Source organism: Sphingomonas bacterium (assembly GCF_903644055.1).
GTDB lineage: Bacteria > Pseudomonadota > Alphaproteobacteria > Sphingomonadales > Sphingomonadaceae > Sphingomonas_I.
On the sequence record NZ_CAHJXD010000010.1, the window covers coordinates 1 to 8,230 of the forward strand.

6 protein-coding genes are annotated in these 8,230 nt (G+C 65.6%); 2 read left to right on the forward strand and 4 right to left on the reverse strand.

Features of this window, described 5'->3' with window-relative positions; translation table 11 throughout:
- Positions 1 to 192: 192 nt before the first annotated feature.
- The 3 genes from tolR to HUU94_RS00395 are packed head-to-tail and all read right to left on the reverse strand — an operon-like array spanning position 193 to position 1,809.
- Positions 193 to 624: a protein TolR gene (tolR, locus tag HUU94_RS00385; RefSeq protein ID WP_438827093.1), complete on the reverse strand. Its 432-nt coding sequence runs from the start codon at positions 622 to 624 to the stop codon at positions 193 to 195.
- A gap of 10 nt (positions 625 to 634) precedes the next feature.
- Positions 635 to 1,333 (reverse strand): protein TolQ, encoded by a 699-nt coding sequence (tolQ, locus tag HUU94_RS00390; protein ID WP_174273159.1) that lies wholly within the window; start codon positions 1,331 to 1,333, stop codon positions 635 to 637.
- Positions 1,330 to 1,809 (reverse strand): YbgC/FadM family acyl-CoA thioesterase, encoded by a 480-nt coding sequence (locus tag HUU94_RS00395; protein WP_368039829.1) that lies wholly within the window; start codon positions 1,807 to 1,809, stop codon positions 1,330 to 1,332. Before HUU94_RS00395 ends, tolQ begins: the two co-directional genes overlap by 4 nt.
- A gap of 254 nt (positions 1,810 to 2,063) precedes the next feature.
- On the opposite strand from HUU94_RS00395, the gene HUU94_RS00400 reads away from it, so the two are divergent.
- Entirely contained in the window at positions 2,064 to 5,108 is a 3,045-nt protein-coding gene (locus tag HUU94_RS00400) for a TonB-dependent receptor domain-containing protein (protein ID WP_174273160.1), read from the forward strand.
- A gap of 51 nt (positions 5,109 to 5,159) precedes the next feature.
- Here HUU94_RS00400 and clpB read toward each other — a convergent pair whose 3' ends face one another.
- Entirely contained in the window at positions 5,160 to 7,739 is a 2,580-nt protein-coding gene (gene clpB / locus HUU94_RS00405; RefSeq protein ID WP_174273161.1) for an ATP-dependent chaperone ClpB, read from the reverse strand.
- 109 nt (positions 7,740 to 7,848) lie between these two features.
- On the opposite strand from clpB, the gene HUU94_RS00410 reads away from it, so the two are divergent.
- Positions 7,849 to 8,145, forward strand: a complete 297-nt coding sequence (locus tag HUU94_RS00410) for a hypothetical protein (protein WP_174273162.1) — start codon at positions 7,849 to 7,851, stop codon at positions 8,143 to 8,145.
- Positions 8,146 to 8,230: the final 85 nt, after the last annotated feature.

Below are 8,230 nucleotides of genomic sequence, written 5' to 3' on the forward strand. Positions count from 1 at the left end.
GGCCGGCGCGGCGGATTGCAGCCCCACCGCATCGACGAGCTGGACGTCGACCGCGGGCTGCTGGAGCGCGCGCGGCGGCGGGCGGTGGGCGATGCCGATCGTCAAGGCCGCGAACAGCGCGGCATGCGCGGCGACGGCGAGGCCGAGCCCCGTGCGATCAGCCCGTTCCATCGGGATATCCGGCGCGGCGGCTCATTTCTTCGCGCCCGCCTCGGTGACCAACGCGACCTTGGTGAGCCCGGCGCGGCTGAGCTCGCCCATCACGGCCATCACCTTGCCGTAATCCAGCCCGCGATCGGCGCGCAGGAAGACCTGCGGCGGCTCCGTCCCCGCCGCCGCCTTGCGCGCGGCGAGGCGATCGGGGAGCGCCGCCAGCGCGATCCGTTCGTCATCGAGGAAGACGCGACCCTGATCGTCGAGCGAGACCTGGATCGGCTTCTTGTCCTGATCGAGCGCGCCCGCGCGGCTCTGCGGCAGGTTGACCGGCACGCCCGCGACCAGCAGCGGCGCCGTGACCATGAAGATGATCAGCAGCACGAGCATGACATCGACCAGCGGCGTGACGTTGATCTCCGCCATCGGCGCGCGGCGGCGGCCATGCCCTCTGCGTGCGACCGGCCCCATCGCCACCCCCTCAGGCCTCCTGGTCCAGTTCGCGGCTCAGCGTCGCGTGGAAACCGTCGGCGAAGCGGTTGACGCCCGCCTCGATGCGATCCAGCCGGTGGGTCATGCGGTTGTAGGCGATCACCGCGGGGATCGCGGCGAACAGGCCGAGCGCGGTGGCGAACAGGGCCTCGGCGATCCCCGGGGCGACCGCGCCGAAGCTGGTGTTCTGCGAGGCGGCGATATCGCTGAACGAGCGCATGATCCCCCACACCGTGCCGAACAGCCCGACGAACGGACAGACGCTGCCGATCGTGGCGAGGACGTTGAGCCCGCTCGATAGGCGATCGATCTCGGCCGCCGACGTGCTGCCCATCAGCGTCGCGAGGCGCGCGCGCGCCGCGTCGCGGTCGACGCGCTTGCCGCCCGTCGAGAGGCGCCACTCCTGCACGCCCGCCACGAACACGCGCGCGCTCGGCAGATCGGAGCTGGCATGCTCGCGGTGGAAGCGATCGACATCCTCCGCCTTGGCGAAATCGCGCTCGAACGCGGCATTGCGTTTCTGCAGCCGCGCGAGCGACAGGCCGCGCCCCAGGATGATCGTCCAGGTCCACAGGCTGGCGAGCAGCAGACCGGCCATCACGATCTTCACGACGAGATCGGCATGCAGGAACAAAGCCAGCGGCGAAAGCGTGCCCGCGACGGAAGAAGTAACCACCAGATCGTTCATTCCGTGCTCGCGGCTCCCATTTCGGCCCTGCCCATGACGTTCCGGAAAGCCGCTATCCAGGCGGCGGGCTGCCTTCTGGGTTTGCCGCCGGGCGCGACAAACGCAACCCTGATCCGGCCCGCCACCAACAACGCATCGCCGCGCATGACCTTTTGCTGAACGACGCACGACGATGCGCGGACTTCGATCAGCCGGCTGACGATCGTCACCCTGTCGCCGAGCCTCGCGGGCTTCTCGTACCGCAGCGTCGCCTCCACGACGACATAGCTGCCCTCGCCGCCATGCAGCGCGGCGAGGTGATCGGCCCCGCACAGCGCGAGCATCTCCCACCGCGCGCGTTCGAAATAGCGAAGATAGTTGGCGTGATAGACCACTCCACCCGCATCGGTATCCTCATAATAGATCCGGATCGGTAGATAATGTTCCCCCGCCCTAAGAAATCCGGAACTGGGGACATCGGGCGAAACTATATCCACGCAGGTATTTTAGCCGATCGGAACGTGTGTCGCGACATCTGTTTACGGCTTCAGGTGTATTGCCAATATATGACGCTACTGTTGTGCATTTGCGACACCTCTTTGCCGAATTGCTGCAAGCGCGTCGTACCGGTTTACAGAGGATGAACAGGGCAGCATCCTGTCGGCAAGCTTTGTTCCGGCTCCGGCCGGCTCGGAAGCGACATTATAGATCACGGCACGGAAACGGCCGATGACATAAAGGGGTCAATATCGTGACATTCAGCAACACGGCGCGCCGCCTCCGGGCTGGTTCGGCCATTTCCACGATCGCGCTTTTGGCGTTCGTCAATTCGCCTGCCTTGGCGCAGGCGCCTGCCACGCAAACGGTTCCGCCCGCCCCCGGCGAGGTCTCGGGCCAGGCGGCTACGCCAGCTCAGGTCGAGGACAGCTCCTCCAAGATCAGCGATCAAGGTCCGGACATCGTCGTCACCGGCTCGCTCTTCCGGAACCAGGTCAACACGGTTTCACCGCTCACGACGATCACGCAGGATACGCTTCAGAAGGCCGGCATCACCACGATCAACGACGCGATCCGCTCGGTATCGGCGGATAGCGCCGGCTCGATCCCGACGGGCTTCCAGGGCGGCTTCTCGGCCGGCGGTGCCGCCGTGTCGCTGCGCGGCCTCGGCGTCTCCTCGACGCTGGTCCTGATCGACGGCCTGCGTACCGCCAATTTCCCGCTCAACGACGACGGCCATAACGCCTATGTCGATCTGAACTCGATCCCGTTCGCCACGGTCGAAAAGGTCGACGTGCTGCGTGAGGGCGCATCCTCCACCTACGGCGCCGATGCGCTGGGCGGCGTGGTCAACATCATCACCCGCAAGCACTACAACGGCCTGGATGGAGCGATCGAAGGCGGCGAGGCGGGCAAGGGGTATGCCGGCCGCATTCGCGTCAACCTGACCGGCGGTATCGGCGATTATGAGCGGCAGGGCTTCAACTTCTGGGCCGGCGCCGAATATCAGCATGACGGTCGCGCTTCGGTGCAGGACATCGGCTTTCCCTTCAACACGGCGGACCTGAGCACGATCGGCCTCGCCCAGAACAACACCGGCATCACATCGCTCACCGCGTCTCGCGATAATGGCACCGTCCGCCGGTCCACCCAGACGGACATAAACGATCCGTTTACGGGCGGCACGGCCAGCGGCACCTACACGACGCTGAACCTCAATTGCGCGGACGGCACCTTCACCGTCGCCGGCGCAGCCGGCGGCACCGCGTGCCGGTCCAACGCCACCAACGAATACAGCCAGGTCCAGCCGCGCCAGGATCGCTACTCGTTCAGTGGCCGTCTGTCGGTCCGGGTCAGCGATGATATCGAGGGCTACGTCAGCGGCAGCTACACGTTCAACGAAGTCGATATCCTCGGCGCGCCGGCGGTCGCCCGCAACCGCCAGCCTTATGGCGGTGCGCCCACCACATCTTCGCTCAACGTCGTGCTGCCGTATTTCGTCTGCGCGGCAGGCGTGAACTGCTTCACCGCCGCCGACAAGCGCCTCAACCCGAACAACCCCTATGCGACCGACATCAACGCGACCCAAGCGACCGCGCTCGCCAACGCCGCGCGGTTCTACGGCTACCTGCCCGACATCGTGGGCCATTCGGATCGCAAGAACCACGTGATCCGCGGCACCGCCGGCGTTCGCGGCAGCTTCGGCGACGGCTGGAACTTCAACGTCGATGCCGTCGGCGCGAAGGATTATCTGACATATACGTCGTTCAGCACCGTCAGCATCGCAGGCCTGCGGCAGGCGATAAATACGGGCGCCTACAACTTCGTCAATCCAAGTTCGAACTCAACTGCCGTGCGCCAGCTCGTCGCTCCCATCAACGCGTCGAAGTCCAACAGCTCGCAGGCGGCGCTCGACGCCTCGATCTCCAAGGACCTGTTCATGTTGCCGAGCGGCAAAGCCCTGTCGGTCGCTGTCGGCGGCCAGATCCGTCGCGAGACGCTGACCAACAACAGCCAGAACCCGCAGCTGCTGAACTATGCCAACACCGCGGCGGCGTTCGGCAGGCACACCGTGTCGGCCGGCTATTTCGAGGTGCAGGCGCCGATCTTCGATCAGCTTCTGATCGTCGGCGGCGGTCGCTACGATCATTATTCGGAAGGGTTCAGCCACTTCTCGCCGAAGATCAAGGCGGTGCTGACTCCGGTCAAGATGGTCAGCATTCGCGGTGGCTACTCGCAGGGATTCCGCGCGCCGACGTTCGCGGAGAGCAACCCGGCGTCTAGCTACCCTGGCTTCGTTACCTACCAGCCGCCGGCTAATTTCGTTGCAGCGCACGGCGGCACCGCCAATACCTTCTACACCGCGCCTTACAGCGTCGGCGGCGGCTTCTCGGGCAACCCGAACCTGAAGCCGGAAAAGTCGCGTGAGTTGGATCTCGGCGCGACCTTCCAGCCGGTGCGCTGGCTGAGCGTGGGCGTAGACTTCTACGACGTGAAGAAGACCGACACGATCGTCGCCGGTCCCGACGCCGGCAAGGCACGCGCGGCCTACTACAGCCAGACGACGCTTCCCGCTGCGATCGCCGCTGTCGCCGCCATTCCCGGCTATTCGGTCAGCGCGGTTGACGCGGTCGATCCGCTCTTCCCGAACGCGCTGCCTCGCGTGCTCGTGATCAACGGGCCGTACGTCAATGCCGGCTTCTTCAAGACGCAAGGCATCGACGTGAACGCCTACCTCAACATCCCGGTCAACGAGGACCTGCGCATCCAGAGCCGTCTGGATGTTACCAAGATCCTTAAGTTCAACGTCGACTTCGGCGATGGCGTCATTCGCAAATATGCGGGTACGCTCGGGCCGTACGAGTTGTCGTCGGGCGCCGGCACGCCGAAGTGGCGCGGCAACTGGCAGAACACGATCACCTACAAGCAATTCAGCTTGAGCGCGACGACCTACTATGTATCGCGCATCAAGCAGGTAGCCGCGGATGAGGAAGCGCCGGGAGCGAATGGCCAGATTGACCTTTCCTGCGCGACGGCGGCTGGAGATCTTTATGGATATCCGACGGCAGCCTCGCAGTCCGCGAACTGCTATATCAAGAAGTTCATCTACGCCGATCTGAACGGCACGGTGCGGGTGAACGACGCCTTCACCTTCTACATCAACGTCGGCAATTTCACGAACGCCAAGGCGCCGGTGGCTCCGGCGTCCTACTCGGGCACCAACTACCTGCCGACCTGGCACTATGCCGGCGTCATCGGTCGCACCTTCCGGGTGGGCGCGAGCTTCAAGTTCAAGTAATCGAAGCGAACTCGGCCTAAGGGGGCGGCTCCGCGAGGAGCCGCCCTTTTTTTATGCAACCGCCAGCTCAAGCTTGCCGTCGCCATCGTCGACCTTGACCGTCGCGCCATCGGGCACCTGCCCGCGCAATATCTCCTCGGCGAGCGGATCCTGGAGGTAGCGCTGCACCGCCCGCTTCAACGGCCGTGCCCCATAGACCGGATCGTAGCCCACCCGCCCCAGCCACTCGCGCGCGCCCGCCGAGATGTCGAGCGTGACCTTGCGATCCTTGAGCAGCCGCTGGACGCGGCCGATCTGGATGTCGACAATCGGGCCCATGTGCGCCTGCCCCAGCCGGTGGAAGAGGATGATCTCGTCGAGCCGGTTGAGGAATTCGGGGCGGAAATGCCCGCGCACCACCTCCATCACCTGCGGCTCGACGACGTCGGTCGAGGCATCCTCGGGCAGGTTGGCGAGGAACTGGCTGCCGAGGTTCGAGGTCAGGATGATCAGCGTGTTGGTGAAGTCCACCGTCCGGCCATGCCCATCGGTCAGCCGGCCATCGTCGAGCACCTGCAGCAGGATGTTGAACACATCCGAATGCGCCTTCTCGACCTCGTCGAACAGCACGACCTGATAGGGCCGCCGCCGCACCGCCTCGGTCAGCACGCCGCCTTCCTCATAGCCGACATAGCCCGGCGGCGCGCCGATCAGCCGCGCGACGGCGTGCTTCTCCATATATTCGCTCATGTCGATGCGGACCATCGCGCTGTCGTCATCGAACAGGAAGCCGGCGAGCGCCTTGGTCAGCTCTGTCTTGCCGACGCCGGTCGGTCCCAGGAACAGGAAGGAGCCGAGCGGCCGGTTGGGGTCCTGTAGCCCCGCGCGCGCGCGGCGTACGGCGCGCGATACAGCGGCGACCGCCTCGGCCTGGCCGATCACACGCGCGCCGATCACCTCTTCCATGCGGATCAGCTTGTCGCGCTCGCCTTCCAGCATCTTTTCGACCGGCACGCCCGTCCAGCGGCTGACGATCGCGGCGATATCCTCATTGGTCACTTCCTCGCGGACCATCGCGCCCTTGGCGGCGGACTGCGCGCCGGCGAGCTCGCGCTCCAGCGCGGGGATCGTGCCGTAGGAAAGCTCGCCCGCCTTTGCGAGGTCGCCCGAGCGCTGCGCCTGATCGAGCTGCGTCCGCGCGGCATCGAGCTGTTCCTTGATCTTCGCCTCGGCGTTGATCTTGTCCTTCTCCGCCACCCAGCGCTGCGTGAGCGCCGCCGACTGCTCCTCGAGATCGGCCAATTCCTCCTCGAGCGCGGCGAGCCGATCGCGGGAGGGCTGGTCGCTCTCCTTGGACAGGGCCTCGCGCTCAATCTTCATGCGGATGATGCGGCGGTCGAGCCCCTCGATCTCCTCGGGCTTGCTCTCGACCTCCATGCGCAGCCGGCTGGCGGCCTCGTCCATCAGGTCGATCGCCTTGTCGGGCAGGAAGCGATCGGTAATGTAGCGGTTGGAAAGCGTCGCCGCCGAGACCAGCGCGCCATCGGTGATGCGCACGCCGTGGTGCAGCTCATATTTGTCCTTGAGCCCGCGCAGGATCGAGATCGTATCCTCGACCGTCGGCTCGCCGACCAAGACCGGCTGGAAGCGCCGCTGGAGCGCGGGGTCCTTCTCGACATATTTGCGATATTCGTCGAGCGTCGTCGCACCGATGCAGTGCAGCTCGCCGCGCGCCAGCGCGGGCTTGAGCAGATTGCCCGCGTCCATGGCGCCTTCCGATTTGCCCGCGCCGACCAGCGTGTGCATCTCGTCGATGAACAAAAGGATGTGGCCCGCAGCCGCCTTCACCTCATCGAGCACGCCCTTCAGCCGCTCCTCGAACTCGCCGCGATATTTGGCGCCCGCGATCAGCGATCCCATGTCGAGCGCCATCAGCTTGCGGTCCTTGAGGCCGTCGGGCACGTCGCCGTTGGCGATGCGCAGCGCCAGGCCCTCGGCGATCGCGGTCTTGCCGGTGCCGGGCTCGCCGATCAGCACGGGATTGTTCTTGGTGCGGCGCGCGAGAATCTGGATCGTGCGGCGGATCTCCTCGTCGCGACCGATCACTGGATCGAGCTTGCCTTCGCGCGCCGCCTCGGTGAGATCGCGCGCGAACTTCTTGAGCGCGTCGTAGCGGTCCTCGGCGCCGGCGGTATCGGCGGTGCGGCCGCCGCGCAATTCGTTGATCGCGGTGTTGAGCGCCTCGGCGCGGACCCCCGCCGCCTGCAACGCCTTGCCCGCCGCCGTGTTGAGCGACAGCGCGAGCGCCACGAGCATGCGCTCGACCGTGACATAGCTGTCGCTCGCCTTCTGCGCGATCTGCTCGGCCTGATCGATCACGCGGACAAGATCATTGTCCATTCCGGGAGTCGCCTGCGCGCCCGATCCGCTGACCGCGGGAATCTTGGCGAGCGCGGCATCAACCCCGCCCAGCGCGCGACGCGTATCGCCACCCGCCTTGGCGATCAGCCCGCTCACCATCCCCTGTTCGTCCTCCAGCAGCGCCTTGAGCAGGTGCGAGGGGGTGATCTGCTGGTGGCTCATGCGGATCGCCACGGTCTGCGCGGCCTGCAAGAAGCCCTTGGCGCGATCGGTCAGCTTTTCGATGTTCATACAACCTCCTGTGCAGGCCGATGTGGTGTTGTATTTCTACCACACAAGCCCTGCTTGACCTTCGCGCGTCGCCGTCTCTAGGCGCGCATCATCAAGAACGGGACATGGCATGGCAAACGTCGACGGCAAGTGGGATTGCAAGGTCAGCTCGCCGATGGGCGATCAGAATTTCGTGCTGACGGTGAACAGCGCGGGCGGCGGTTTTACCGGCGCCGCCGAGGGCGGGATCGGATCGATGGACATCGAGGGCGATGTCGACGGCGACGAATTGAGCTGGGCGATGCGCGTTCCCAAGCCCTTGCCGGTGACGCTCACCTGTAAGGCCGTGGTTTCGGGCGACCTGCTCGAAGGCAAGGTCAAGGCGGGGATTTTCGGCAGCTTCGCGGTGACGGGCACGCGGCTCTAGAGACTGTCCCGTTCAAGCTGACCGTCACCCCGGCCTTGAGCCGGGGTCCCGCTACCTGCCAACGCTGAAGAACAAGCGGGACCCC